Raw genomic sequence first — 25,592 nt, 5'->3', positions numbered from 1 at the left:
AGGGGGTGGGAGTGGGCTTAGCCCACTCCCACCCCTGTTTTGGTTCTTCCTGTCCCCATGGCTGGTATGTTTCATGACCAAACCCGGTTATGACTAGGAATATTGTTGAGTGTGACTACTAAGAAACACACTGTGTCTCCTTGGGTGTAGCAGCCTCACACAACCAGACACACACCACACGCAACACGTTCCACGCACTACGCGCAATATGCGCCGTCATTAGCGCAGCACACGCAACCAGCCCCGCACCAGTAACAAACCAGCACACGCAACCAGCACGCACGCCACGCACACCATCAGCAACACCCACACAACACACACCACACGGCATGCACACCCCTCACAGGCGTTCTTGCACTACCAGGCATTGCTTCATCACACAACACAACTGTTGCTGATATCAGGTATAACACTCAGGCGTTTTTGCGGCGTGCCGTAACAGCTCCGACACCAGCAAGGCTAGCCATCATGGCAATCAGGCCAAGACCAAGACTGGTCGAACCAGTCTTAGCAAGACCACCAGCCACACCAGCACCACCGGCACTAGCATCGCCGAGTGCGATCGAGTCAGCAATCACTTCCAACTGACCTTGCTGCTGGACAAGATAACCACCAGCAGACACAGCCATCACATGATGTACACCAAGCTCAGCCGACGCTGGCACGGTAAAGGTAACTGTTGCCATTCCCTTTGCATCAATCGTCACGTTCTGAACCAGTCCAATAACGGAGGAGTGTAGTTCAAGCGATACCACTTCCCCAGCCTTGAAACCAGACAACGAAGCAGTCACCTGCTCACCACGATGAACACGGCTCTTATCAAGCGTCAACTGGTACGGGAAGGACCGTGAATCAAGCGGATCAGTACCATGCGTAATCTCATCACCATCATTGACACCATCACCGTCAGTATCAGGCTTCAATGGATCGGTACCCTTAGTGATCTCATCACCATCGTTCAGGCCATCACCATCAGTATCAGGCTTCAATGGATCAGTACCATGCGTAATCTCATCACCATCATTGACACCATCACCATCAGTATCAGGCTTGAGCGGATCAGTACCCTTAGCGATCTCATCACCATCATTGACACCGTCACCATCAGTGTCAGGATTCTTCGGATCGGTGTGATACTTATTGACCTCATCACCATCAGACAAGCCATCACCGTCAGTATCAGGCTTCAATGGATCAGTACCCTTAGCGATCTCATCACCATCAGACAAGCCATCACCATCAGTATCAGGCTTCAATGGATCAGTACCCTTAGCAATCTCATCACCATCATTGACACCGTCACCATCAGTGTCAGGATTCTTCGGATCGGTGTGATACTTATTGACCTCATCACCATCAGACAAGCCATCACCGTCAGTATCAGGCTTCAATGGATCAGTACCCTTAGCAATCTCATCACCATCGTTCAGGCCATCACCATCAGTATCAGGCTTGAGCGGATCAGTACCCTTAGTGATCTCATCACCATCAGACACGCCATCACCATCAGTATCAGCCTTGTTCGGGTCAGTACCCTTAGCAATCTCATCAAGATCAGACACGCCGTCACCATCAGAATCGAGCAGGTTATACACGTAGTACACCTCAGTCATACCCGAATCAGGGAACGCTACCGTACCAGCAGCAGTACGAATATTGGCCTGTGGTTGGCCGATAGCTGTAGCAGCTTTCGCCGCATCAGTTTCCAAAGCGTAACCATTGATGGTCTTCGGAGCAACAGCCTGATCAGGAGTCTTCGCACCTGTTGCTGGATCAGGATTCGATGCCGGGTAACCATAATAGTTATCCACCGTACCAATCGCATTACCTTTAACATCAACATAATGCACCTTCACAGCCGTCTGACCAACAGCCTGATTAAACACAGGAGAATCAGAAATTGTGGTAGACGAAGTACCTTTAGGAGTTGTTACCTCCATTGTGGCAGACTCTTTCAAAGCAGGGTCAGAGAACACAAGGTTGGTCGAAAGCAACGCGGTAGAAAACATCAGATTCTGCTGTTTCATAAGATTGAAAGCATTAACAGTGTTCGTATCCGTTGCCGGAATCGTATCACCATCAGCCGGGCTAAATGCTGTGCCGCCCACGCGCGAACCAAAGTTTACAGCGTACGTCCATGAACCATCAGTATTTTTCACGATTCCAAACTGACCTGGCTTCAATGCAGTTTGTGCTTGACTATAAGTCATATCCGGATTAATCGAGACTTTGGTAGGATTCACCGACGTTGAAACCTGCATCCACACGTTAGAGAGTGAATCATTGGTAGCAGATACTCCCTGCATAGCAGCTATGAAACCTGAATAATCCACAGATGTAATGGCACTTCCAGCAGCCGGAGTGAACTTGCCCAAGAGAACTTGATCTTGCGAAGAATCAGCAGGATACGGTTGGTTTGTAATCCCAGCAAGCAAAGTCACAGTCGAATCCTCGGTGGCATTAATTTGCACACTATTTGCAAATGTGTAAGGATCCATTACGATTTGATCGCGCGTCCAATAAGGGGTTGCTGGAATATTGTATGCAATCTTGTACTGATTAACACCAACACTGAGAGCAGCCGTTCCGGTAGCACCAGTATCAAACGTGCTATCAGCTACCCACAGCCAGCCAAGCACATCCGCGGTGAAATCAAGTGCCCCACCACCAGCAAGACTGGTACGAGTCAAGGTTATACAATTACCACTATTCACCGAAGCAGTGAAGATCGGATTCGTTTGAGGAATATTAGGTGCCACACTCTTGAAGTTCACGTTAAATACGCTAGATTTATCGTTGGCAACACAAATATTTACCTGATCGCCAGCCGCATAAGCTGAATAATCATTAATATGCGCCGAAATCTTGTAGCGCGCAGGTATGCGACCAGTAAATGGCGTGGTTTCCGTATACGTCGTAGCACCATCAAGAGACGTGATCGTGTCGATTTTCGCTGTGCCACCATTAGTAGCAACAAGATCATACGTGGCAGCGTGAGCCACTGGGGAAATCGAGAACAGACCCGCAAAAACAACAGCCGACGCAGATGCACCAGCTAAAAGCCTTTTACGAAGCCCCCCCCCCGCAATTTTCGTGTAAACATACACCCTCCATGTGGGAAACGAAGAATCGATTCCAAAATAACCATAACAATTGGAATCACCAATAAATCTATATGCTAATCAAATATTTATCTACTTATTTCAACATTTAATGACTAACGGCCTATAAAATAACCGACAAATTATCCATTACTATCCCAAACGAGTTCTCCCCGGCATCACAACACGCCAACGCCTTGTTTCCACCCCCCCACTGAACAGCGGGCATAAATACACAAAGCGAGATACGCCACTAGTTCCCGCACAAATGAGCAGATAGACTGAACGCCAACAACGCAACTCAACACCGGCGTCGTCCACAGAAAGGTAGCCACAATGCTCGAAGTTATTTGCCTCAACGCAACCGATGCCATCGCCACCGAAAAAGGCGGCGCCCACCGGATTGAACTCGTTGGCACAATGGACTCCGACGGTCTTTCGCCAACACCGGGACTCGTACGCGAGGTATGTAACGCCGTCGATATACCTGTGCGCGTGATGTTGCGTCATTGCGAGGGCTTCGAAATACGCAACCGGTCTGAGATCGCCGAACTTGCAACGCTTGCCCAAGATTTTTACGATGCTGGCGCGAACGGCGTCGTGCTGGGCTTCCTCAAAAACGGAACAATCGATAAGGCTCGTATCGACAACCTCTTGAGCTCGATAAATATGGCTGCGCCAAATTATACCTTCCATCGCGCCATCGACCACGCACAGGATTACGTGCAAGCCTGGAATGCATTGGAAAGCCTGAGCTATACACCAGATACCGTGCTCACGGCAGGCTCGGCGGCGGGAGTCACCGCGGGGCTAAATAACCTGCTCAGCCTGGCAAAAACAAACCACTGGGCAGCCGACCGCATACTCATTGGAGGCGGGCTGAGCCTCGGACTCGTCCCACCTTTGAAAGACGCCGGCTACCGAAACTTCCACATAGGGTCGAAAGTACGTGCAGGGGGCAGCTTTGATGAACCAGTATCCGCCGAGCTTGTGCGCGAGTGGGTTGAGGCAATCGGGTAAGTACTTAATGCGCATTATTGATTCGGTCAATAAGCAGATTGACCCATTCGATCGCTTCGTCGAGAGTTTGTGCTACTGACATCCCCTCAGCATGCTCCATATATAAACTTTCCCAGCCAGGCTGTTTGATAATTTCCGGCGGCCACGTCTGGGCTCTTCTGTAGGCAGATAAGCGTTCACACGTCTTTCGTGTCACTACGAGGTCTATCTCAGACCTATTAAGAATAAGTTGAAGATCTACAAGGTCTCGAGCCCTATCACCTCGGCTTGAAGATGCGTGTAGTTTCTGAGCAATCTGATGATCTAGTGACATGACTGCAATACGCCCTGGAACTAGAATACCTATCTTGTCAAAGATTGCAGCAATATCTGAGACTTGAATCCAATCTGGTGCTTGCGCATCACCTATCTCATCATGTCCAACTTCCAGCAGCACTGTACACCAAGATCTACCTAGGTACGTGAGCTTCACATCATACGGTTACATAATATAGTCTTCTGGAATTCCGGCAGGAGATGCGGGTTCTTTGGGGATTACGCGACCACCAAAGCCTTCCCAACCTTCGCGAAACGCTTCACTTAAATGTTGAATATATACAGACACATCCATGCTCGTAGCCGTGTCGAGGTCGGTGGTGAAGCGGGTAGTTGCATCGCCATAGCGTAGCTTAAGCGCACTTCCGCCCTTTATCACACCAGCTGGAAGCATACTCGCTACAATAACATTCGCTATGGCAGTACGAACACGAACAAAATCTTGTGGAGAACCACCGACAATTCTCCGTATAGCGTCATCCAAATGGCGCATACTATTTGGCTTTTTGCTCATTGCGTCAGCTTTCCACTAATCACCTTCATCTCCTCGTTGGTAAGAATTCCTTGAGCCAGTGCTTCGCGCGCCGCATCAAACGCCCTACTCACACCCATCGTTGGCGCAGCTGCTACGATCGCCTCCACAACCGACTGGCAAGGAATGCCTTCAATCCAACAAGGATTAACTTCATTTGTTCGAATCAGCACCGTGCCACTGCCTAAATTGCGCCTAATGCGTCTTGTGGAAGCAATCCACATCTTTGTCGGATTCGTTGGGGCAAGGCCCAAAAGTGCGATTACAGATTCACCATAAAGGAATGCATTTTCTCCAGCTGCCTTAACCGCAATTGCATAAGGAGCCTGCGGTTGGAAAGGCCACACCGGCATCCGATAGATTCCACGCGCAACGCGAACTAGCTTTCCCATGTGTGCATATTGAACAAGTTCCACATTGGACACGCCGAGTTTTGCAGCTTCAGCCGAGCTTATCAGGCCAAAGTCGTCTACCGCTTCATACACCGCATCCATTTTAGACACGTCAAAAGTATAGCGTATTCACTATAGTCTTGACTGTCTACATAACATTAGCAACTCTCATTCAACGTCCAACTCTCACTCAACGTCCATAAGATTTGTAAATAGTACTTAAACTCTGGTAGCTACCCCATATAAAAAGTGATTCTGGAGCCTTTCAACAACTCCAGAATCACTCAGAAAACTATCTCACAATAATATGCGGTCTTATTCCCACTCGATCGTCCCTGGTGGCTTAGACGTGCAGTCCAACACCACTCGGTTCACTTCGGCAACCTCATTGGTAATACGGTTCGAAATCTTGGCCAGCAAGTCATACGGCAGCCTGCTCCAATCGGCGCTCATTGCGTCCTCCGATGACACCGGCCGCAAAACGATCGGATGCCCATAAGTGCGCCCATCGCCTTGCACACCCACCGAACGCACGTCGGCCAGCAACACCACTGGGCACTGCCAAATCTCACGATCCAAACCTGCATTAGTGAGTTCTTCACGCACAATCAGATCTGCAGCGCGCAAAATCTCCAAACGCTCGCGCGTGACTTCGCCAATGATGCGGATTCCCAAACCTGGCCCTGGGAATGGCTGACGCCACACGAGCTTCTCCGAAAGTCCAAGCTCAAGACCAATAGCACGCACTTCGTCCTTGAAAAGATCACGCAGCGGCTCAATCAGTTCAAAATCGAGATCCTCTGGCAAACCGCCCACATTGTGGTGCGACTTAATATTGGCAGTACCTTCACCGCCACCAGACTCAACAACATCTGGGTAAAGCGTGCCTTGTACGAGGAACTTCACCTCGCGCCCTTCCGCGCCAGCTTCAGCAATCAACTTACGCTGTGCAGCTTCGAACGAACGAATGAACTCGCGGCCAATAATCTTGCGCTTTTCCTCCGGCTCCGTCACGCCCGCGAGCGCAGTCAAGAAACGCTCTGACTCATCCACAGCCATAATCTTCATGCCACGAGCTTCTGCATAGTCATTGATGACCTGCTCAGCTTCGCCGCCACGAAGCAAACCGTGATCAACGAACACACAGGTGAGCTGATCGCCAATCGCGCGGTGCACGAGCGCTGCCGCAACCGAGGAATCCACACCACCCGAAAGCGCGCAAATCACGAGCGAATCCCCCACTTGCGCACGAATTTTCTCGATCTGGTCGTCAATAATTCCCGAGGAATCCCAGTTCGTTTTCAATCCAGCACCGTCGCGCAAGAAGCGCAAAATCATCTCATTGCCGTGCTCAGAATGCACAACCTCAGGATGCCACTGCACACCAAACTGCTTCGCTTCAACATTCTCGAACGCCGCAACGGGCGCGCCCGGCGTCGTCGCAATTACGGTGAAACCCTGCGGCGCAACCGTGACAGCGTCTCCGTGGCTCATCCACACGTTTTCGACGCCGTCGTCGCCCGGGAGTAAAACGTTCGGGGCGACGACGCTCGCTTCAGTAGCGCCATACTCGCGCTGTCCGGTTTGGGCAACGACGCCACCCAAGGCTTGCGCCATCTGCTGGAAACCGTAGCAAATACCCATAACTGGGATACCTGCTTGCAAAAGCGCAGGATCAAGCGCTGGCGAACCTGGCGCATACACCGAGGCAGGACCGCCAGAGAGAATAATCGCCGCCGGATTCTTAGCCAAAATCTTTTCAACTGACCATGAATGCGGCACGAGTTCGGAGTAATAGCCCACGTCACGAACACGGCGCGCAATCAACTGGGCGTACTGGGCACCATTATCAACCACTACAACTGGGCGAAGTTCATCTAAAGTCACGGAACTAGCCTATCGGAGGGCACAGCTCAGCGCGAAATAATTTCGCAAAATCTCATATGTAAGCTTGGTTCAGTGTCAAAGAATGGACGGCGTTCGGCGCAGATTTCCGTTAATCTGCGTGGAGTTGCGTCAGCCTGCGTTAACCGGCCTGGAGCTTGCGTCGCAGCTCCTCAATAATCGGAATATCGGCCGGCGCCCACTGCACGTCGAACAGTTCGTCAGCGCTCAACCACCGCATCGCTTGATGTTCCGTGAGCTGCGGCGAAGAGCCGACGACGGTGCAAAAATAAGCGTCCAAACGCACAGTTCCGAACTCGTATTCGTGCTCAGAACGAGCAACGAACGCTCCAACGTCAACCTCCGTGAGCAATTCTTCGCGCAACTCACGCGCTAAGGCTTGCTGAGGGCTTTCGCCGTCTTCAATCTTTCCGCCTGGGAACTCCCAAAACCCCGCTAACGAGCGCCCCTCACCTCGCTGAGCCGCTAAAATGCTTCCATCACGGACGCACACTGCGCCAACAACGTGAATCAACTTCTTCAATCTCGCACCTCCTGAGCACTCGCCTTATCGTCTTATCGTCTTATCGTCTACAACCTCGCTTGATTTCCTCAATACCCGTTTGGTAACTCCAAACGCTGGCGAGACTCGAAGCAATATTCGCGTTTATCAACCGGGTCAATGAAACTCAAACGCGCAGCTAGCAGCTTTAAGAAATGTCCACGTTTCGCCTCATCTTCCAGGCTCAACCTCACCGGATAGAGCGGATCGCCAAAAATCGGCGCTCCCACATGATTCATCGTAGTGCGCAGTTGGTGGGTGTAACCCGTCGTCGGCTTCAAAATAAAATGGGCGTAACGCTTGGCTACATCGACGTATTCGAGCATGCGCACGTCCGTCACGCCATTTGCCTGCTCAAGCGGTGCGCAGTCATCAAGCACGTCCACATGCATTTGACCAGGTGGGCGGCCAAGCCGAAATTGAAAATGGTGCCAAGCGCCGTCGGCAAAAAGATCACTCGCAGTCGCAATAGCTGCATATTCTTTCGCGATTTCTCGGCGCTGGAACATATCTTGGTAGAGGCTGCGATACTCAATCTTTTTCGTAAGTAGCACCAAACCGGCCGTTTCCAAATCTAAACGATGTGCACATACCAGTTCGTCATTAGCAAACTGCCTGCGTGCGGCCACCGTCACCGTATTGGCAACGTGTGAGCCACGCGGGATCGTAGCCATCCCATGCGGCTTATCCACTACGATAAAACGCTCATTTTCTGCAAGCACATCGAGTGCAATCGGCGTATCGGGTTCATCAAGCACCGGGCGAAAAATCCAAATCCGCGAGCGCGCAACGTATGGCGTATCGGGACCGAGCACCACTGCACCGTCGGCAAGAAAATCTCCATGACGAAAGGCCTCCCACACGTCGTCGCCAAAACGAAAATGCGCCCACTGCCCCAGCGTGGCCCAATCTCCATCGGGCAACACGATCCGCGAAGCATTAATCCCTCGCCGCAACGGCGGCCGCACCTCGCGTATCCTGCGAGAACGCCGCACATTTCGCTTCTTACGCATACGCTCCCTTTCAAAACTCCCCCGAAGCGTATCACGCAAATCACACGCAATACGTGAGAAACTACAGATTTTTCAACTTAACACACATTTTGTAGGACATTGGTGCGAAGATGGAATAGAAATAGGAAATCGCACGTAGCTCCACCACTTGCATGATATATGCATAGTGGCGGCTGCCACCCAGCAGAGCACGCTACCTCAAGCAGAGCACAACGAGCGTGCCCGGCAACCAGGGACGTGCCTGGCTACCAGCGGTTTCACATTTATTGAAGCGCAACCCGCTTCAGGGAGGAAATTCTCGTGACGAAGAGCGTCTATTTGACCGCGGCAGAAGGAAACGCCGGAACCCGCGGAGTAGTTCAAGCTTGCCTCGAAAAACTCAATGAGCACTACGAAAACCTTGGCGTATTCCGCGCATTTACCAATGGTCCGATTGAGGACGATATCGCTTTCCGCGAGCTGCTCGAAGCCGTTGGTCGCCCACAAGATCTCGATCTGGCCTGGGGAAGCACCCGCCAGGCTTTAGTGGCAGACGAAAACGAAGCAATGAACGCGCTGGTCAAACGTTACACAGACTACGCACACAATTTCGACGCAGTGCTCATCGTCGGTTTGCTTGACGGCGATCCGCTCTACCCCGGCGTTCTTGCACGTACTGGACGCGCAGCTGCCAACCTTGGCACCTCCGTGCTGCCAATTCTTTCCGGCGCGCTTCGTTCCAGCGAACAAATCGGAACAATCGCGCACCTCATCGCCAACGAAATCTCGGACGAGCACGCCCCGATTTCCGGCATGATCATCACCGATGCGCCTGCAGATTTCGTAGAGAAAACTCCACAAGATCTCGATCACAACACCGTGATTTCGCTGCCTGACGGCGCGCCGCGTGAGTTCGGTGCGCAAGCCGTTGCAGCTCTCAAGACAGCGATGGAACACGGCTCGGATGTGATCACCCCACTGAGCTTCACTGCTTCGCTCATTGGCCGCGCTCGTGCAAACCGCAAGCGCATTGTGCTGCCAGAATCCACTGACGACCGCATCTTGCTCGCGGCCGATGAACTGCTGGCTCGCGAAGTCGCCGACATCACCTTGCTTGGCGATGCCGAAACAATTCACGCTCGTGCAGCTCAGCTCAATCTTGACCTCTCCCAGGCAGTGATCGTCTCCAATGAAGACCCTGAGCTGCTCGATAAATACGCCACTGAGTTCGCTCGCCTGCGCGAAAAGAAAGGCGTAACGTACGAGCAAGCTTATGAAACGGTCAAAGATCTCTCCTACTTCGGCACCATGATGGTTCATATGGGTGACGCCGATGGAATGGTTTCGGGAGCCATCAATACCACAGCTCACACCATTGTTCCATCGTTCCAAATCATTAAGACGAAGCCCGGCGCTGATCTCGTATCCTCCTGCTTCTTGATGCTCATGGAAGACCGCGTTTACGTTTATGGCGACTGCGCAGTTACCACTAATCCAACGGTAGAGCAGCTGGCCTCAATCGCCATTTCGTCGGCAGAAACCGCAGCTCAATTTGGCGTCGACCCTCGAGTGGCAATGCTTTCCTACTCCACCGGCACCTCTGGCAAAGGACCAGACGTTGACGCCGTCGTCGAAGCCACCCGGATTGTGCGCGAGCGCAAGCCTGAGCTCGTCGTCGAAGGTCCAATCCAGTACGACGCCGCTGTGGATGCGAAAGTTGCAGCTACCAAGCTTCCTGATTCCCCAGTTGCAGGCAAGGCAAATGTGTTCATTTTCCCGAACCTCAACGCTGGAAATATCGGTTACAAGGCCGTGCAACGCTCAGCTGGAGCTGTGGCTGTAGGCCCAGTACTGCAAGGACTAAACAAGCCTGTCAACGATCTCTCCCGTGGAGCGCTCGTTGAAGATATCGTCAATACTGTTGCCATTACTGCGATTCAAGCGCAGGGCTGAAAAATATAGAAAGTGTGTTCATGACTGTTCTCGTTATTAACTCGGGTTCATCTTCGATCAAATACCAGCTCGTAGACCCGCAGACCGGCGATTCGCTCGCTTCTGGACTCGTGGAACGTATTGGCGAAGAAATCGGCCACATCGAGCATAAATACAATGGCCAAGAGGTCAACATCGACGAAACCATTCCAGACCACGGCTATGGCCTGCGCAAGGTTCTCGATCTGTTCGATTCGGTTGGTCCAAAGCTCGCCGATGCGAATATTAAGGCCGTTGGGCACCGCGTCGTGCAAGGTGGCAAGTACTTTAGCAAAGCTGCTGTGATTGACGACGCTGTTCAAGCCAAAATCGAAGAACTGTGCCCGCTGGCACCACTTCATAACCCTGCCCATTTGAAAGGCATTGAAGTAGCTCGTGAGCTGCTTGACGTGCCGCACGTGGCAGTTTTCGATACGGCGTTCTTCCAGCAGCTTCCAGCCGAAGCCGCCGTCTATGCGCTCGACCGCGAGGTGGCAGAAAAGTACGAAATTCGCCGCTACGGCGCACACGGCACCTCACACAAGTACATTTCGGAAAAGGTTTCCGCGATTTTGGACCGCGAGGATCTTAAGCAGATCGTCCTGCACCTGGGCAACGGCGCATCTGTTTCCGCCGTCGTCAACGGTCATGCAGTAGACACCTCGATGGGATTGACGCCGCTTGAGGGCCTGGTGATGGGCACTCGTACCGGTGATATCGATCCAGCCGTGGTATTCCATCTCCAGCGCGTTGCCGGGATGAGCACCGACGAAGTGGACACCCTATTCAATAAGAAGTCGGGCTTGAAGGGTCTGACCGGCGATAACGATATGCGCAAGGTTTGGGAGCGCGCCGATTCGGGCGATGCCAATGCCATCGAAGCTCTTGACGTGTACGTGCACCGCCTGCTCCATTACATTGGCGCATACACAGCGGTTATGGGTGGGCTCGACGTCATCACCTTCACTGCCGGTGCTGGTGAAAACGACGATCGCCTCCGTGCAGCTGTGTGCAAGCGTCTCGCTGCATTCGGTATCAAGATCGACGACGCCCTCAACAGCGTCCGTTCAAAGGAACCTCGCACGATTTCCACCGAAGATTCATCGGTGCGCGTAATGGTCGTTCCAACGAACGAAGAGCTTGCTATCGCTCAGCAGGCAATGGAACTCGTCTGAGTTCTATAGCAACTGGGCCAGCTGACCTCTAGCAAAGCTGAGTTTGTACCGCTCGTGTTGATGTGCTTGCCTATGCGTTAGGCGTGGCATATTGACACGAGCGGTTTCTCTTACCAGAGTGAGCAGTAAGTGTAAGTAAGCCCTTGTGCCCACTTGACACGCACATAATTGAAAGGATCACTATGCCTGTAGAACTAGTCGAAGACGCCTCACCCGAGCTTGAAAGTGCATTTGCCAAGCTAATCCCACAGCTCTCACGTTCATCAGCGCCCATGAATATTGAACAGCTCGAAGATTTTTTGGCGCAAGACAATATTTACCTCTTTGTCTACCGAGGCGAAAAGGGCGACGACGAGCGCGGCGTCGCGACTGGTAGCGAGCATGACGTGACCTCTGGTAGCGAGGGTGGCGACGGCGTCGTCGCACCTATCTTGGGTATGCTCACCTTGGTGACGTTCGAGATTCCTACCGGCTGGCGTGCGTGGATTGAGGACGTCGTGGTTGATGAGGCAGCTCGCGGTCAAGGAGCTGGCCAAAAGCTTGTGGAAGCAGCGATTGACCTCGCGCAGAAAAAAGGTGTGAAGTCGGTTGACCTCACCTCTCGCCCGAGCCGCGAGGCAGCAAATCGACTATACCGGCGAGCAGGTTTTACGCAACGCGAGACTAACGTATATCGCTATAACGGCTAGATTGCACCGTTTTAAGCCATTTTAAGTGGCGTGCTCTTCGGCGGTGGGGCGGTTGTACCCAGTATTTCAACCGCCCCAGAATTATCCTTGTATATGAATAGATATAGAGCGTCATCAGGAGAGTTCCATGACTGAAATCAAGTACAAGGACATGCTTCCAGTGGGTCCGGATAAAACGCAGTACCGCCTCATTTCCACTGAGGGCGTGAGCACTGTAGAAGGGCCAGACGGAATGACTTTTCTCAAAGTTGAGGAAAGTGCACTTGAGCTGCTTGCAGAAACTGCTTTCTACGAGATCAACCACTTCTTGCGCACCGAACATCTCAAGCAGGTTGCCAAGATTACTGAAGATCCGGAAGCTTCACCAAACGACCGCTTCGTGGCAAAAACGCTGCTGCGCAACGCCAATATTGCAGCCCAGGGCGAGTTGCCAATGTGCCAGGATACCGGCACGGCGATTATCAAGGGCGAACGCGGGCAGCATGTGCTCACTCCTGGTGTAGATGAAAAAGCGCTCTCCCAGGGCGTGCAAAACACCTACGAAAAGTACAATCTTCGCTATTCGCAAAATGCGCCGCTGTCGATGTTCGAAGAAAAGAACACCGGCACCAACCTACCTGCACAAATTGAGCTTTACGCAGATACTCACCCTGGTCACGAAAACGAATACCACTTCCTGTTTATGTCTAAGGGCGGTGGTTCAGCCAATAAGTCGTACCTGTACCAGGAAACCAAAGCTATTTTGAATCCAGACTCGATGATGCCATTCCTTGAGGGCAAGATTCGCTCGCTCGGCACTGCCGCCTGCCCGCCATACCACTTGGCGATCGTCATTGGCGGCACCTCGGCAGAATTTGCGCTTAAGACGGCAAAATACGCCTCGGCAAAATACCTCGATGAGCTGCCCACCAAAGGTGGCGAAGAAGGTTTCGGCTTCCGCGATGTGGAGATGGAAGAAAAAGTTCTAGACATCACCCGCAAGATCGGGATTGGAGCGCAGTTTGGTGGAAAGTACTTCTGCCATGATGTGCGCGTGGTTCGTCTCCCCCGCCACGGTGCATCTTTGCCGGTGGCAATAGCCGTCTCTTGCTCGGCGGATCGTCAAGCTAAAGGAAAGATCACTCCTGAGGGTATCTTCATTGAGCAGCTTGAGCACAATCCAGGGCAGTTCTTGCCTGCCACCACTGACGCTGAGATCGGACATTCGGATAATAGCGACGTGGTTAATATCGACCTCAACAAGCCAATGGCTGAGATTCTGGCGGAGCTGAGCAAATACCCTGTTAAGACACGTCTTTCACTCACCGGCCCAATGATCGTTGCACGCGATATTGCTCATGCAAAGATTCGCGAGCGCATCGAAAATGGTGGCGAGATGCCACGGTATCTGAAAGATCACCCAGTTTACTATGCAGGACCTGCAAAAACTCCTGCTGGTAAGCCATCTGGTTCTTTTGGTCCGACCACGGCTGGCCGTATGGACTCCTATGTGGATCAATTCCAGGCGCTCGGTGGCTCAATGGTCATGCTCGCTAAAGGCAACCGCTCACAGCAAGTGACCGATGCTTGCCACAAGCATGGCGGTTTCTACCTCGGTTCTATTGGCGGCCCAGCAGCTCAGCTCGCTGAGGACTGCATTAAGAAAGTTGAGCAGCTCGAGTTTCCTGAGCTGGGCATGGAGGCTGTGTGGCGCATTGAAGTGGAGAATTTCCCGGCGTTCATCGTGGTAGACGACAAGGGTAACGACTTCTTCGCCGGCTCACAAGAAATTAGCGTTACGCTGGGCAAACGTCCAGGCATGTGAGCCTTAGGCCGCGGGGCGTATATGACTCTGGGCGCGGCATGTGTCGCCTTGGGTGACGTGCCAGCTCAGGCCGGGCATATCACCTTGGGCGTGGGAACGCGCACGAGTACGTGCGCGTTCCCACGTGCATAATTTTGGGGCGTTTTTGGCAACATCTCGATATATTTCGAGATGTTGCCAAAAACGCCCCAAAAAGTTACTGTCCTACGGAGATGGGCACTCGCTGGAATTCTTTAACGTCCGAATAACCAGTCATCGCCATGGCATGCCGCAATGCACCAATCAAGTTCGTAGTGCCCGAAGCATCGAGCGACGGACCGTTGATGATCGTCTCCAAACTGCCAACTTGCTCAACTTTCACTCGCTCACCACGCAGTAGAGTCTTATGGTGCGCTTCTGCTCCCCAATGATAGCCCCGACCAGGCGCTTCATCGGCACGCGCAAGCACCGTACCGAGCATCACGCCGTCGGCTCCGCAAGCAATAGCTTTCACCAAGTCACCGGACGTCGAAATTTGCCCATCAGCAATCACATGCACGTATCTACCACCGGTTTCGTCCATGTACTCACGACGCGCGGCGGCGACGTTCGCCACCGTCGTCGCCATCGGAACGGCAACACCCACCGTGCGGCGATTCGCCGTCGTCGCTCCTCCACCGAAACCAGCAAGCACACCCGCAGCACCCGTGCGCATCAGGTGCAGAGCAGCAGTGTACGATGCCGCCCCGCCAACGACGACCGGAACGTCAAGTTCGTAAATGAATCGCTTGAGATTCAAAGGCTCACGGTTTGAGGACACATGCTCGGCAGAAACCGTGGTGCCGCGAATGACGAAAAGGTCGACGCCAGCGTCGGCCACCGTGCGCCAATACTCTTGCGTGCGCTGCGGCGATAGTGCACCAGCAACCGGAACGCCTGCTTTGCGAATTTCTTCCAATCTTGCGGTGATGAGCTCAGCTTTTACCGGCTCTCGATAAATCTCTTGCATGCGCTGAAACACCTGGTGATCGGGCAATTGCGCAATTTCTTCCAAGAAAGGCTCTGGATCTTCGTAGCGAGTCCATATTCCCTCGAGATCGAGCACGCCGACCATGCCCATTTTGCCCATCGTGATTGCCGTGGCCGGCGACGTCACGGAGTCCATCGGCGCACCAATAATAGGAGCATCCAAAAGATAAGCATCTAGCTGCCATGATACCGATACATCGGCGGCGTCACGCGTGCGCCGAGAGGGCACAACGGCAATATCGTCAAAAGAATATCCAACGTTGGCACGCTTTCCGCGGCCGATTTCAACTTCATTACTCACATGATTAGCCTATCGTTTTCGCTGTCAAAAGTGGAGATGAGGAGGTCAGACAGGCGGCAACGAAATTTGGCAGGAGTTACGTCGTATACTTATTTACACGAAAAGAAAGAGGAATCATGTGGTCACACAATCCAATTGTTGGTTTTGATACGGAAACTACTGGCGTGGATCCTACCGAGGCGCGCCTCGTGACGGCATCTGTGGTCGTCATTGATAGCGAGCGCGTCACGAAACACTACTGGCTAGCAGATCCTGGTGTGGAGATTCCTTTGAATGCGCAGAGTGTACACGGCATCTCTACTGAGAAAGCTCAGCGTGAGGGACGCCCAATTCGAGAAGTGCTGAGCGAATTGGCTGAGCTGCTTCACTATCATCTCCAGCAAAACCATGCGATCGTGGCCTTTAATGCCTCGTATGATTTGACGTTAATCGAAACAGAACTGGCACGTCATGGCCTCCCCACACTCGAGGAACGGCTCGAAAGGTCGGTATCACCAGTGGTTGATCCGTTTATTCTCGATAAGACTCTCGACCGCTGGCGTAAAGGAAAACGCACCCTTGAGCTCGTGGCTCAGCACTATGGTGTCTGGGAGGACGACTCCTTCCACAACGCCGAAGCCGATGTACTGGTAACGTTGCGGGTACTCGGGGCTATGTTGCGCAAATTCCCTGACGCTGCCAGCTGGAGCCACGATGAACTCATGCGTAAGCAATCTGAAACGTATATCGAATCAGCAAATTATTTTGCCAAACGAGCAGCTGAACGCGGTAGACCCTATACGCAGCCAGTTGGCTGGCCTATAGCGAAGTAGCCAGCTGTGGATATGGTGCGGATATGGTGAAGTCTCGCTGGCTCCTGTCGATGATCCCGCGCTTTGCGATTGCGGCTGTTGTACTAGTGTTCTTCTTGGTGCTTGGAATCGTGGCGCGCCCAGCTGCCTCGGATCTTAAGGTTATGTGCTCTAATAACCTCGATTCATGTGAAGCTCTGGCACAGTCTTTTGAAAAACGCACGCATAAGAAAGTGTCAATCGTCCGTTTGCCCACTTCAGAAGCTCTGGCTCATGTGAAGAACGTGCGGTATCGCAATGACTACGACGTCTGGTTCGGCGGACCAACTGAAGCCTACGTTATTGCTGATGAAGCGGGCTTGCTTGACGTCAGCCGTGTTCAAGGGCTCAATCAGACCTGGGTTGGCATTTATGGCGGTATCTTGGCGTTTTGCGTCGCGGATACCGTTGATGCTCCTCATAGTTGGGAAGAACTCGTACGCACGGAAAATATCTCGCTGGCCGCTCCTAATCCCGCTACCTCTGGAACAGCAGGAACCATGCTTTGGGTGCAATACCTGCGGATTCATTCAACATATGAGATGAACCGTTTCTTGGAGCAACTTGATCAAAAAGTATCGACGTACACCGACTCAGGAATAGCCCCAGCAAAACTCGTTGCCCGAAATAAAGTCGACGTAGGCATCACATTCGCTCCTTATTGCGAGCGCGAACGCGCCCGAGGTGCCAAAGTCACCACTATCTATCCCCGTGACGGCACCAGCTATGAAATCGGAGGAATATCGAAGCTGCGCAACGCGCCCAATCCGGCACTGGCAGAAAAGTTTGTGCAGTATGCAGCATCTGATGAAGGACAAGAGATCAGCGCGCGTTCTGCACTGCAGAATCCGATCTCGCCGAATCTTCCCAACAATCTCAAAAATGCGCTCGATAACATGAACGCTCCAGTCTACACAGACCGTATTACTACAAGTGCGCATCTTCGTGAACACTTGATTTCTAATTGGATTAGGCAGGTGCGCAATGGTCAGTATTAAGCGTCCTTTAGCCTTGCCGCGATCATTAGTGACGCGCGTGCACCACGCACAAAAACTCATTACGGCACTTTTGTGCTGCTCTTTTGTACTCTTTATGGTGCTCTTTCTCTTCTTTCCGCAGTACTTTGGAAAAGCCTTCGCCCGCAATTTCGCATATTCACTCGCCATTACGTCTCTCACTAGTGCCATAGCTACCCTCTTTGCCTTGCCACTAGCGATTACTCTGCTCACAGTATCTGCAAGAAAACTCATTGCCTGCCTAGGGCTTTTATATGTTCCACTCACGATTTCTCCGCTCGCATTAGCTTCTATTTTGTGTGCGGATTTCATTCACTTATCGCCTTATGGAGAAGCAGTTATTTATGTAACTCAGTTCATCTCGATCTTCCCACTGGCAGTGTTGCTTGAGTTTTTCGTTTTCGATCGGCTCAGTTCATTGATGCTTCTTCACGGTTTGCAGCTTTCTCTAGGCTCCGTGCGATGGACCTGGAAAGCCCATCGTTCAGCCATTATCCGGGCAGGAATGCTATCTTTCGTTCTCGGCACAGGGATACTCCTAGCCGACCCATCGTTACATCTAGTTTTTGGCGGAACGACGCCGTTTTTGTCCAACCACATTTTGCACGTGTTGAGTTCGGGAGGTTCGCAAGCAGCTGCTATCCCACACGTCGTTTCGCTGATCGTGTTATCAGTTGTAGCCGCCGTGCTACTTGCAGACACGCTGCAACATTCTGGAAACAATAGCAAAGCCGTGTCCGACGACGAACGCGCAGCATTCGCAGCAGTGCCACTTACTCGCGGGATCGGTCGTGCCGGAATTTTTGTAGGAAGTATTTACGCTGCGTTAACGGTGTTTATCGTTGTCATGATAGCAAAAAACGGCATCGTGCACATGCTTTCGCTGGCTCAATCGAACGTGCCACAGGCGTTTGGTCAAGCAATCTGGTCCACTACTATCGCGGTGGTGCCAGTGATCCTTCTCGCTTGGATTTTCAGCCTCTATTCAGCATCAATAGCGTTTTGGCATCCGCGGTTTGCCGCAGTGTTTAACACCTGCATGGTTGTGTTTTTGCTGATTTCTTTAACTACTGGTGGAATACTCATAGCTTTTATCCATCAAGACTGGATTAAATTCGGCAGTTTCTACCTCATTCCACCATTGGTCGGAAATGCCGGTTATGGAAATGGCTATCTTGCAATAGCGATGTCTTATATGAGCATCGCATTTCCTATCGCCCACCTCGTGAGTTATTCAGTTTTTGAATCTTACCGGCCCGCAGTTCTAGCTGCCCGGGATCTTGGCGCAAAGCGCACCCGAATATTCTTCACAATCATTTTGCCAACAATCATTCCCGTGTGGATTCCTGCTTTCGCGCTACTCATTGGCTTGCTGATCGCACGCAATACGCCCGCCGTCTTTGTGAACTCTGCTTCGTTCCCGCAGGTAGGGCCTAGTATCCTCAATGCGGCCGAAGAAGGCCATGACGCCGCAGTTTATGCATTGACCACCAGCGCCTCATTACTATCAATCTTGCTTTTCATCGTAGGTATCGCCGGTGTACTTCTGTTCTCACATCGGAGGGGACACTATGAAACTATTTAAGAGTTCATCACAAGTTTCCCATGAAAGCGAACGTGGCTTGAGAGTTAATGGATTGACCGTCTTTCGAGGAGACCGATCAGAGCCTACTGTGAGCAATATTGATCTGGAAGTCGAACCGGGAAAAGTTTTATCGCTCGTCGGCCCATCTGGCTCCGGAAAGACGACGCTCGTGCAAGCAATAGCCGGATTGCTTAAAGCATCGTCTGGTTCTATTTCTATTGATTCACACGATATAAGTTTCTGCCCGATTGATAGGCGCCCCTCGGGGTACGTTTCTCAAGATCCGACTCTTTTCGAAAATATGACCGTTTGGCAAAACGTTGCATATGGTCTTGATGATCCAGCCATACCAGATCGTAAATATCGGGACATGATCGATATTGCGCTTGCCGAAATGAATATTTCGGGAATCGCACAAGCTAAGCCCCCGCAGCTTTCAGGAGGACAGCGCCAACGTGTGGCGCTAGCACGAACTTTAGTTCGACGCCCGCGGCTCTTATTACTTGATGAGCCACTGACCCATGTTGACGATGCCATCCGAAAAGTCATTCGCAAAGATATTCTCCTGCAAATCCAAAGACTGAATATTGCCGCAATCTACGTGACTCATGACGTCGACGAAGCCTGCGCTCTTGGTGATTCCGTGGCCGTTATGAACGCGGGGAAAATCGTTCAGTGCGCCAATCCACAACAAGTCTATGAGCAGCCGAATTCACGCTTTGTTGCGCGCTTTATGGGAATTCCCAATATTGTTGACGTATGCACAGATCCAAACTCTCCTGAAAATGGCGTGCTGCTCGGGCATAAAAAATGCATCTTCCCTGGACACACGCATGCGGAAAAATCCGCGCTATGTATACCTGCTGAACGAATTAGAATTACGTCGGCTGAGCAAGCTAGCACAGGTACGAGCGCTAAACTGAGCACCAGCCCCAGTAACCCGCACCCAAGCGCAAGCGTCAGCGCCCCAAGCACCAGCGCAAACAGCAGCAACCTCGCTCGGCTAACTGGAAAAATTATCAACAGATATTTCGTGCGCAGCTATTATCAATATGAAGTCGAAACAGAAGTAGGTACGCTCGTGGTACACGAAGTGTCACATCACGGAGCGAAACGCATTGGCGACGTCGTCCATCTCGATATCGAATACGGCTGGCGAGTTCCACACGAAGAATTTGGAGAATAAAACGGTGAATCCAATCATGATGGTATTAACGGCGCTGCTCGTCATGCTCGTGCTCGTGATTCTAGCTTCGCAATGGCGCAGTAATCGCGATTTGCATCGAGAAGTCCACCAGCTCAAAGAGCGCAACGATTACCTAGAAAAACGCCCGGCTATGATCTCACACGAGATTCGCACGCCGTTGTCGCTCGTACAAGGAGCTGCAGAGTTACTAGCCGAAGAAACGCCTGGGCCGCTCAACGATCTCCAAAGGTCATTCATCGAAACGATCTCCGAAAATTCCCGGCAAGCCATCGACATCGCCGAAAACTTTCTTATCGACCTCAATATGGACACTCGCCCGCTCCAACTCCAAGAGATTGATATTCGAGCTATTGTGGCTGATACTGCAAAAGAGATCAGGAAAATTTTCTCGATACGCATCGACGTCGATGCCGCCGGAGGACTACTGCCCATCCACGCAGACAAGCAGCTCATTCGGCAACTCATCTGGAATCTGATCAACAATGCTGCACGTCATGCCCATAGCGAGCATCCGATCATCGTCCGTATTGAAAACGGTGAAGGCAGTGGTGCTCATATCTCAATCACAGATCGAGGAGGCGGCATGAACAACCAAGACCTCGAAAAACTCTTCACGCCATTCTCCTCCGGAAGCACTCGCCGTCCAGGTAGCGGCATCGGAATGATGGTTTCAAAGAAAATCGTTGACGTTCACCACGGCAAAATACTAGTAGACTCAGCTGAAGGAATCGGAACAGTGATCCATATTCTCCTCCCCCAACATATTGTTGAAAGCAAAGGCCCTCAATGAAGAACCCAGTAGCATTGGTAGTCGATGACGAAGCGCAGATGGTATCCATCGTCAAATTTGCTCTTGAAACTCAAGGATTCGAGTGCCTAAGTGCTAAAAACACCGTTGAGGCCTGGAATATCATTCAACGGCATTGGATCGACCTCGCAGTTTTGGACGTCATGCTACCGAACGGTTCAGGAGTCGAACTCACGAAGAAAATTCGGCACAACCGATTGAAGTTCCCAATTATCCTGCTCACCGCACTCGGAGATGAAGACGATCGGATCGCCGGGCTTGAAGCAGGCGCAGACGATTACGTGACGAAACCGTTTTCTCCACGTGAACTGGCCTTACGTGCCTCAGTAGCAGTGCGACGTTTCAGCGATCACGACGTATTCCCAGCTGTAGACGTCGGTGACCTCAGTGTTCGCTCCGCCGAAGGTGCTGTTTACTGGCGAAACACGCGGATGGATCTCACTGAAACACAGGTTCGCTTACTTGACGTGCTGGCTCGCAACTATGGCGACGTCGTCAGCCATCGTGACATTCTCTCCCAGGTTTGGAATACAGCGGAAAGCAGCGGCGGCCGCGAAATGATCAAAACCTCTATATACCGCCTACGCAGGGATCTTGTGCTCCAGGGCATCACCGATATTGAAATTATTTCGGTGCGCTCACGCGGGTATACTTTGGAAGTTACGTCGGCGAGCGAAGAAAGCGAAGAATTGCAGCTGCCCCAATAATTTCTACCGCCATTCCAATAATTTCCAATGCCGTCCCTTTAATTTCTACCGCCACCCCTTTCGGTAACAGTTCTGTTACCATATGTAACCGAGCGACGGTAACACCGTTACCTATTGCCATGCATCCTTGAAGGTGTCATTGAAACATTGAGGTTTCAACCAATTTGAAGGAGCAAACATGGCAAGCAGCCTCGGATTTTTGTCCGCACCCGGACCAGCGCCGCGTTTACCAGAATCACAGATCGCGTCCGTTTACAAACGGGCACGCTTCAACGCCTTTATGGGCATTTTTATTGGTTACGCTGGCTTTTATCTGATCCGAAACAACGTTTCACTCGTCTCAGCAATGCTGAAAGAGTACGACATCCTCAACACTGTGGGAATCGGTATCGTAGCTAACGCGGTGTTGTTCTCTTATGGTCTGTCCAAATTCTTTATGGCAATGCTCTCCGACCGAGCCAACGCACGGTACTTCCTGCCTCTAGGTCTTGCACTGTCTGCGATCACAAATCTTGCAATTGCTTTTATCCCAGCTATCTCGGCCAGCGTGGGCGTATTTGCCACGGTCATGTTCCTCAACGGTTGGTTCCAGGGAATGGGCTGGCCTCCCTCGGGCCGCGTGCTCGTCCAGTGGTTCTCAACCTCCGAGCGCGGTTGGAAGACATCGATCTGGAACTGTGCACACAACGTCGGTGGCGCCGGCGTCGGCGTCGCTGCTGCTTATGCACTCGCACATTGGCAGCGTGACAAGGCTGACTGGACGCCAGCATTCTGGTTCCCAGCAATTATTGCACTCGTGGTTGCAGCAATTGCATTCCTGCTCATTCACGACAATCCTGAGGCTCTTGGCCTGCCTCCAATCGAGGAATACCATAACGATCCCGCTAAAGTATCGGATACTGGCGCGGAAGTCGAAGGCTCATGGTTGAAAGTGGTGTGGACGCATGTGCTCACCAATCCAGTAATCGTGCTGCTAGCAGTGGCAAATGTGTTTGTGTACACCCTGCGTTATGGCGTGCTGAACTGGATTCCGATCTACCTCACTACCGAGCTGGGCGTTACCAATACTGAGGGTGGCATTCTCGGATTCTCGATCTACGAAATCGCCGGAATTATCGGCACCCTTTTGTGTGGTTGGATTTCGGACAAGGTGTTCAAGGGCTGGCGGTCGGGAGCTGGAATGCTCTTCATCGCTGGCGTGGGCATCGCCCTCGTGATCTACTGGCAGCTGCCAGCTAGTGCACCGGCATGGCTGTTCTACCTCCTCATTGCAGTTATCGGCGGTTTGATTTACGGTCCGGTTATGCTCATCGGCCTGCAAGCTATTGACCTCTCGCCAAAGAGCGTTGCTGGTACTTCCGCTGGATTCACCGGACTTTTCGGTTACCTGCTAGGAGCATCGCTCGCATCGACCGGCGTCGGCCTGCTCATTCACAACTTCGGCTGGAACGTCACCTACATCTGCTTGGTGGTAGTGGTGGCACTGGCTTTCATCTTGATGATGATTGTGGGCAAGTACGAGCGCAAGCTCATCGACGAGCACGCAGCTCGCAACAAGTAAATACTCAGAGAATCACACCACGCTCTAATAATGTGATTCTTGGCGGTGTGGATTACCCACACAAATGGGGCGGTATCGGGATGGGGGTACCGCCTCATTTATTTGTTTGATGCCTTTATTTGCCCGCTGCTCAGAGTGCGCACTCACGACCTGCTGTGAACGACTAAGACCAATGTGAACAATCTGACCCTATTTTCAGCAAGGAGTCCTAGGCATTTCAGCTGAAAGTCAGAGAAAATAACTAGGTGATCTCGCTAAATAATAATCTTGCTATCCAAATGAAGTCCGGCCACCACAAGGCTCACGAAGTTCATAAGCCCCTAACCTTTATGATTTCCACGATGATGGCAGGTGCTCTTATCGGAGTTGCAGACATCGCCATGTTCGCAACCGCCGGTCCGTTTTACGTAGCTCATCAGCCTGCAGCTATGCTCATTGCCGGTTTGTCTTTCGGTGTGGGACTCATTTTGGTAGTCACTAGCGGTTCTAATCTTGCTACTTCGGCCATGATGGCCTTGCCCCAAGCAGCAGCTGGCAGGCTTATTACCTGGCGTCGCGCCGTCGTCGTACTACTCTTGATCTTCATCGGCAATTTGCTCGGCGCGATTGTGCTTTCGGCGATCGTCACCGGCACTCACGCTTTCCAAGGCGACACCCCTGCCCAGGGAATGCTGGAGATGCTCGTTGCCGCAAAGGCAGGGAAATCATCGTTAGCGCTGTTCACACGCGGAATTATGTGTAACGTCTTGGTATGTTTTGCTATCTGGAGTCAGTCTCGCACCAAGAATGATGCCGCAAAGATGATCATTATTTTCTTGTGCGTGGCAGCTTTTATTTCTTCGGGATTCGAGCACGTTGTAGCTAATATGACCACCTTCTCACTTGGACTGATGCATGGAATGCCAGCAGCCACCTTCGCCGAAGCGGCTCGAAACTTCCTGTTTGTTGGCCTAGGCAACCTCGTTGGCGGCGGTTTGCTTGTGGGCGGTTCGATGCTCGCGTTGTCTGGTTCTATCCGCGAGGCTGCGCAAAAAGCTCCGCATATTTCCGACGACGGCGTTGTCGCTGTTCCTTCTGAGGCGTAGTACTTTCCCAAAATCTAACAAAATACGACTGTGCCCCAGATACGATGCCAATCGCTCCATCGTATCTGGGGCACAGCCCATGCGGGCTCACGCCCTATTCCATCCACTAATGAGGATTAGCTATTCTCAGATTTCTTGATCAGGGAACGCGGCGAGGAACTCATCGCGCGTCGCGTAGGAGGTTTGAGTTCCAAGCTTAGTCACCGAATCAGCAGCATAGAGATTAGCCATCCGCAAGGAAGCCTCCACATCTCCGGTTTGTACCAGATGATGGCTGAAGCAACCGATGAAAGCGTCGCCTGCGCCAGTAGTATCTTTCGCGTTGACCTGCGTACCTGGAATGAGCACTTCTTTATCAGCACTCACCCACAGCACACCACGCCAGCCCAGCGTCACGATAACATTCTTCATACCAGCTTCTAGCAGTGCGCCAGCAGCATTGCGTACGTCGTCAACCGTATCCACCGGCATTCCAGTGAGCAGCGAAAGCTCCGATTCATTTGGAACGAAATACTCACAGTCTTTCACCTCAGCCAAAACTAAGTCCGGCTGTGCAGGAGCAGGATTAAGCAGCACTGGGATGTTGTGCTCCTTACCGAAGCGGATTGCGGCATACACAGTCTCAAGCGGCACTTCGAGCTGCAAAACAATCAGCTTACACTTGGAGATATCGTCTTTAGCATTTTCGATATCCTGCGGCGAAAGCTGCGCATTTGCGCCCTTAACGATAATGATCGAATTGTGCGATTCAGGATCGACGAAAATCGGGGCAACACCCGAGGTAGCGTCCGTGCGCAGCACATACTTCGTATCAATGCCGTTAGCCTCAAAATTTTGGATTGTATTATCAGCAAATACGTCATTTCCCACTCGGGTGAGCATAAGAACTTTCGATCCAAGACGCGCAGCTGCAACGGCCTGATTCGCTCCTTTTCCACCACACCCAAGCTTGAAATCCGGTGCTTCAATCGTTTCGCCCTCTTTAGGCATCCGGTGAATATAGGAAATCAAATCCACCATATTTGAGCCGATTACTGCAATATCCAC

At 51.9% G+C, this 25,592-nt stretch carries 20 protein-coding genes and 1 pseudogene; 13 read left to right on the top strand and 8 right to left on the bottom strand.

Annotation, left to right across the window (positions count from 1 at the left end; genetic code table 11):
- Window positions 1-413 precede the first annotated feature (413 nt).
- Complete coding sequence (locus tag JOD55_RS09330) at window positions 414-3,002, bottom strand: hypothetical protein (RefSeq protein WP_204398856.1); 2,589 nt, start codon at window positions 3,000-3,002, stop codon at window positions 414-416.
- 435 nt (window positions 3,003-3,437) lie between these two features.
- On the opposite strand from JOD55_RS09330, the gene JOD55_RS04325 reads away from it, so the two are divergent.
- Window positions 3,438-4,121 (top strand): copper homeostasis protein CutC, encoded by a 684-nt coding sequence (locus JOD55_RS04325; RefSeq protein WP_204398855.1) that lies wholly within the window; start codon window positions 3,438-3,440, stop codon window positions 4,119-4,121.
- A gap of 4 nt (window positions 4,122-4,125) precedes the next feature.
- Here the strand turns inward: JOD55_RS04325 and JOD55_RS09325 are convergent.
- The 5 genes and pseudogenes from JOD55_RS09325 to JOD55_RS04295 all read right to left on the bottom strand — a co-directional run bounded on the left by JOD55_RS09325 (window position 4,126) and on the right by JOD55_RS04295 (window position 8,819).
- Window positions 4,126-4,830 (bottom strand): annotated as a pseudogene (locus JOD55_RS09325) (nucleotidyl transferase AbiEii/AbiGii toxin family protein).
- Between the two features lie 116 nt (window positions 4,831-4,946).
- On the bottom strand, window positions 4,947-5,462 hold the full coding sequence (locus JOD55_RS04310; RefSeq protein WP_239539107.1) for a type IV toxin-antitoxin system AbiEi family antitoxin domain-containing protein: 516 nt from the start codon (window positions 5,460-5,462) through the stop codon (window positions 4,947-4,949).
- 213 nt (window positions 5,463-5,675) lie between these two features.
- The gene (guaA, locus tag JOD55_RS04305; protein ID WP_204398851.1) at window positions 5,676-7,247 is read right to left on the bottom strand and encodes a glutamine-hydrolyzing GMP synthase; all 1,572 of its coding nucleotides are present in this window, start codon (window positions 7,245-7,247) and stop codon (window positions 5,676-5,678) included.
- Window positions 7,248-7,386: 139 nt separating this feature from the next.
- Window positions 7,387-7,788, bottom strand: a complete 402-nt coding sequence (locus tag JOD55_RS04300) for a (deoxy)nucleoside triphosphate pyrophosphohydrolase (RefSeq protein WP_204398850.1) — start codon at window positions 7,786-7,788, stop codon at window positions 7,387-7,389.
- Window positions 7,789-7,856: 68 nt separating this feature from the next.
- Entirely contained in the window at window positions 7,857-8,819 is a 963-nt protein-coding gene (locus JOD55_RS04295; RefSeq protein ID WP_204398849.1) for a pseudouridine synthase, read from the bottom strand.
- Window positions 8,820-9,119: 300 nt separating this feature from the next.
- Here JOD55_RS04295 and pta point away from each other — a divergent pair, with 300 nt between their 5' ends.
- The 4 genes from pta to JOD55_RS04275 all read left to right on the top strand — a co-directional run bounded on the left by pta (window position 9,120) and on the right by JOD55_RS04275 (window position 14,437).
- Window positions 9,120-10,751: a phosphate acetyltransferase gene (gene pta / locus JOD55_RS04290; RefSeq protein WP_338022195.1), complete on the top strand. Its 1,632-nt coding sequence runs from the start codon at window positions 9,120-9,122 to the stop codon at window positions 10,749-10,751.
- Between the two features lie 20 nt (window positions 10,752-10,771).
- Window positions 10,772-11,944, top strand: a complete 1,173-nt coding sequence (locus tag JOD55_RS04285) for an acetate/propionate family kinase (RefSeq protein ID WP_204398848.1) — start codon at window positions 10,772-10,774, stop codon at window positions 11,942-11,944.
- Window positions 11,945-12,126: 182 nt separating this feature from the next.
- On the top strand, window positions 12,127-12,633 hold the full coding sequence (locus JOD55_RS04280) for a GNAT family N-acetyltransferase (protein ID WP_204398847.1): 507 nt from the start codon (window positions 12,127-12,129) through the stop codon (window positions 12,631-12,633).
- Window positions 12,634-12,760: 127 nt separating this feature from the next.
- Window positions 12,761-14,437, top strand: coding sequence for a fumarate hydratase (locus tag JOD55_RS04275; RefSeq protein ID WP_204398846.1), 1,677 nt, complete (start codon window positions 12,761-12,763; stop codon window positions 14,435-14,437).
- A 196-nt stretch (window positions 14,438-14,633) separates the two neighbouring features.
- On the opposite strand, the gene JOD55_RS04270 is transcribed toward JOD55_RS04275, so the two are convergent.
- Window positions 14,634-15,746 (bottom strand): GuaB3 family IMP dehydrogenase-related protein, encoded by a 1,113-nt coding sequence (locus JOD55_RS04270; protein WP_204398845.1) that lies wholly within the window; start codon window positions 15,744-15,746, stop codon window positions 14,634-14,636.
- A 116-nt stretch (window positions 15,747-15,862) separates the two neighbouring features.
- Between JOD55_RS04270 and JOD55_RS04265 the strand changes: the two genes are divergently transcribed.
- The 8 genes from JOD55_RS04265 to JOD55_RS04230 all read left to right on the top strand — a co-directional run bounded on the left by JOD55_RS04265 (window position 15,863) and on the right by JOD55_RS04230 (window position 24,545).
- Entirely contained in the window at window positions 15,863-16,558 is a 696-nt protein-coding gene (locus JOD55_RS04265; RefSeq protein WP_204398844.1) for an exonuclease domain-containing protein, read from the top strand.
- A gap of 23 nt (window positions 16,559-16,581) precedes the next feature.
- Window positions 16,582-17,574, top strand: coding sequence for an extracellular solute-binding protein (locus JOD55_RS04260; RefSeq protein WP_204398843.1), 993 nt, complete (start codon window positions 16,582-16,584; stop codon window positions 17,572-17,574).
- Window positions 17,561-19,177 (top strand): ABC transporter permease subunit, encoded by a 1,617-nt coding sequence (locus JOD55_RS04255; RefSeq protein ID WP_204398842.1) that lies wholly within the window; start codon window positions 17,561-17,563, stop codon window positions 19,175-19,177. Before JOD55_RS04260 ends, JOD55_RS04255 begins: the two co-directional genes overlap by 14 nt.
- Complete coding sequence (locus tag JOD55_RS04250) at window positions 19,164-20,363, top strand: ABC transporter ATP-binding protein (protein WP_204398841.1); 1,200 nt, start codon at window positions 19,164-19,166, stop codon at window positions 20,361-20,363. Before JOD55_RS04255 ends, JOD55_RS04250 begins: the two co-directional genes overlap by 14 nt.
- Window positions 20,364-20,379: 16 nt before the next feature.
- Complete coding sequence (locus JOD55_RS04245; RefSeq protein WP_204398840.1) at window positions 20,380-21,174, top strand: sensor histidine kinase; 795 nt, start codon at window positions 20,380-20,382, stop codon at window positions 21,172-21,174.
- Window positions 21,171-21,899 carry a response regulator transcription factor gene (locus JOD55_RS04240; RefSeq protein ID WP_204398839.1) on the top strand — a complete coding sequence of 243 codons (729 nt, stop codon included), beginning with the start codon at window positions 21,171-21,173 and terminating at the stop codon, window positions 21,897-21,899. Before JOD55_RS04245 ends, JOD55_RS04240 begins: the two co-directional genes overlap by 4 nt.
- Before the next feature lie 178 nt (window positions 21,900-22,077).
- Window positions 22,078-23,460, top strand: a complete 1,383-nt coding sequence (locus tag JOD55_RS04235; RefSeq protein WP_204398838.1) for an MFS transporter — start codon at window positions 22,078-22,080, stop codon at window positions 23,458-23,460.
- Window positions 23,461-23,705: 245 nt separating this feature from the next.
- On the top strand, window positions 23,706-24,545 hold the full coding sequence (locus tag JOD55_RS04230) for a formate/nitrite transporter family protein (RefSeq protein WP_204398837.1): 840 nt from the start codon (window positions 23,706-23,708) through the stop codon (window positions 24,543-24,545).
- 126 nt (window positions 24,546-24,671) lie between these two features.
- Here the strand turns inward: JOD55_RS04230 and rbsK are convergent, their stop codons facing one another.
- The gene (gene rbsK / locus JOD55_RS04225; protein ID WP_204398836.1) at window positions 24,672-25,592 is read right to left on the bottom strand and encodes a ribokinase; all 921 of its coding nucleotides are present in this window, start codon (window positions 25,590-25,592) and stop codon (window positions 24,672-24,674) included.

Origin of the sequence: Arcanobacterium pluranimalium (genome assembly GCF_016907845.1) — a bacterium.
GTDB lineage: Bacteria > Actinomycetota > Actinomycetes > Actinomycetales > Actinomycetaceae > Arcanobacterium_A > Arcanobacterium_A pluranimalium.
This window is presented reverse-complemented; position numbering and strand designations above follow the sequence as displayed.

Excerpts from the sequence above, each read along its gene's own strand:
- JOD55_RS04325 (WP_204398855.1), top strand. The coding sequence starts at position 3,438 with ATGCTCGAAGTTATTTGCCTCAACGCAACCGATGCCATCGCCACCGAA.
- JOD55_RS04310 (WP_239539107.1), bottom strand. The coding sequence starts at position 5,462 with ATGGATGCGGTGTATGAAGCGGTAGACGACTTTGGCCTGATAAGCTCG.
- JOD55_RS04295 (WP_204398849.1), bottom strand. The coding sequence starts at position 8,819 with ATGCGTAAGAAGCGAAATGTGCGGCGTTCTCGCAGGATACGCGAGGTG.
- JOD55_RS04285 (WP_204398848.1), top strand. The coding sequence starts at position 10,772 with ATGACTGTTCTCGTTATTAACTCGGGTTCATCTTCGATCAAATACCAG.
- JOD55_RS04280 (WP_204398847.1), top strand. The coding sequence starts at position 12,127 with ATGCCTGTAGAACTAGTCGAAGACGCCTCACCCGAGCTTGAAAGTGCA.
- JOD55_RS04275 (WP_204398846.1), top strand. The coding sequence starts at position 12,761 with ATGACTGAAATCAAGTACAAGGACATGCTTCCAGTGGGTCCGGATAAA.
- JOD55_RS04265 (WP_204398844.1), top strand. The coding sequence starts at position 15,863 with ATGTGGTCACACAATCCAATTGTTGGTTTTGATACGGAAACTACTGGC.
- JOD55_RS04260 (WP_204398843.1), top strand. The coding sequence starts at position 16,582 with ATGGTGAAGTCTCGCTGGCTCCTGTCGATGATCCCGCGCTTTGCGATT.
- JOD55_RS04255 (WP_204398842.1), top strand. The coding sequence starts at position 17,561 with ATGGTCAGTATTAAGCGTCCTTTAGCCTTGCCGCGATCATTAGTGACG.
- JOD55_RS04250 (WP_204398841.1), top strand. The coding sequence starts at position 19,164 with ATGAAACTATTTAAGAGTTCATCACAAGTTTCCCATGAAAGCGAACGT.
- JOD55_RS04245 (WP_204398840.1), top strand. The coding sequence starts at position 20,380 with ATGATGGTATTAACGGCGCTGCTCGTCATGCTCGTGCTCGTGATTCTA.
- JOD55_RS04240 (WP_204398839.1), top strand. The coding sequence starts at position 21,171 with ATGAAGAACCCAGTAGCATTGGTAGTCGATGACGAAGCGCAGATGGTA.
- JOD55_RS04235 (WP_204398838.1), top strand. The coding sequence starts at position 22,078 with ATGGCAAGCAGCCTCGGATTTTTGTCCGCACCCGGACCAGCGCCGCGT.